Origin of the sequence: Zhenpiania hominis (assembly GCF_014333425.1) — a bacterium.
Taxonomy (GTDB): Bacteria; Bacillota; Clostridia; order Peptostreptococcales; family Anaerovoracaceae; genus Hominibacterium; species Hominibacterium hominis.
Genome location: NZ_JACRYT010000057.1, coordinates 1 through 1,577 on the forward strand (window position 1 = coordinate 1; position 1,577 = coordinate 1,577).

Annotated in this window: 4 protein-coding genes; all 4 read left to right on the forward strand. The window is 39.4% G+C overall.

Features of this window, described 5'->3' with window-relative positions; all coding sequences use genetic code 11:
• Positions 1–222: 222 nt before the first annotated feature.
• Positions 223–582 (forward strand): DUF551 domain-containing protein, encoded by a 360-nt coding sequence (locus tag H9L42_RS16670; protein ID WP_187304520.1) that lies wholly within the window; start codon positions 223–225, stop codon positions 580–582.
• A complete protein-coding gene (locus H9L42_RS16675; protein ID WP_187304521.1) occupies positions 579–887 on the forward strand; it encodes a hypothetical protein in 309 nt (102 codons plus the stop codon). The genes H9L42_RS16670 and H9L42_RS16675 overlap by 4 nt, the downstream gene beginning before the upstream one ends.
• Before the next feature lie 163 nt (positions 888–1,050).
• Positions 1,051–1,206: a hypothetical protein gene (locus H9L42_RS16680; RefSeq protein ID WP_187304522.1), complete on the forward strand. Its 156-nt coding sequence runs from the start codon at positions 1,051–1,053 to the stop codon at positions 1,204–1,206.
• 1 nt (position 1,207) lies between these two features.
• Positions 1,208–1,564, forward strand: a complete 357-nt coding sequence (locus tag H9L42_RS16685; protein ID WP_187304523.1) for a hypothetical protein — start codon at positions 1,208–1,210, stop codon at positions 1,562–1,564.
• Positions 1,565–1,577 lie beyond the last annotated feature (13 nt).

Genomic DNA, 1,577 nt, shown 5'->3' on the forward strand with positions numbered 1-1,577 from the left:
GTCTGCGGGGAGAAAGGAGGGACTATGAACGATTTAATCAAGCGCTCAGACGTAGAGCAAATGCTTACCGCGCTTGGCGGCTGTGATGCATCGGATAAAGAGGCGGAAGGATGGGACAAGGCCATTGATGCCGCGATTATTGGATTGGAAGAGCTTGATTCTGCCAACGAATGATGGGATTTATTATTGATGAATTATTAGGACGGCATAAGGAGAATTGAGATGATAGATGAAAAAAAACTGATAGAAAAAACAGAGCATTATATCAAGCGTTATTTAGAACCGCCATACGGCAGAGAAATTGAAGGCACAGTTGAATTATTAAAGGAAGTTAAAGATGTGCTGAGTGAACAACCTAAAGCTGGAGCGTGGATTCCGTGCAGTGAAAAGCTGCCGGAAAACGACTATGATACGGTCATGGTATTTCTTGATTCTAAAATATACGATATTGCAATTTGGCATAATGAACACGGGTTTAGGCCGTGGTATGCTGCACACTTTGAAGCATCACCGCCAGAGTGGAAAGCTTGCGTAACCGCATGGATGCCATTACCAGAACCGTGGAAGGGAGATTTAAAATGACACCTTATGATTTTATTAAAGATGCAACAATAGAAGAAATTGCAGAAGTACTATATGAATATTATCAAATTGGAACAATAGATAAGTGTCGAGAAATGAAAAAAGAAATAGAGAAAAATAAATGGATTTCATGTAACGAAAAGTTGCCAAACTTTGGAGTTGATGTAGAAGTAACCACAAACAACGGAGAGAGATTTATAGGGCATTATGCAGGTGGTTGTTGGTACGATTCTATAACTGGCGATTATATTCAAGTAAAAGCTTGGAAAGAACCATCTGATCCGTGGGAGGGAGAGTACAAGTGAAGGGACGAATCGTAATAGAAATTGAAGAAATCCCTAAAGACTGCTTCAGTTGTGGCCAAGTCAATGAATATGGATATTGCCAATGGATTAATAAATATATAGACTGTTGTTCTAAAATTGGTGAAAGATATCCAACTTGTCCAATAGAGCCGTGGGAGGGAGAATGATGTACGGATATATTAGTGGATTTACAGATGCCAATAACATCACATTCTGTCCAAAATGTGGAGCAGAAATAACCGATTTTTACAGCGACGGAACAGCGTGGTGCAGAGAATGTGATTTTCGTTTTGGCGTTGTAGAATGCGAGGAGGAATAAAATGGACGCAGTAAAATTTTTGAAAGAAGCTTTAAACTTTTGTAAAAAACAGCCAAGCTGTGATACTTGTGAATTATTAAATGAAAAAATGATGTTTACATGTGCATTTAATATTTCTGAAGATTCAATGAGCGCAAAAGACCCCGAAAAACTGGTTGGGATTATAGAAAGATGGTCAGCTGAACACCCGATCAAGACGAGACAGGATATGATCATAAAGGAGTTTCCGAATATCGAAATGATAGGGGGTTTCATAGATTTGAGGCCATGCGACATGGACCCGGAGATTAATTGTCCAGACGGGACTAATGGATGTACAGAATGCAAAAAAAGATACTGGCTTACGGAGGTAGAATGATGAGATACGAACA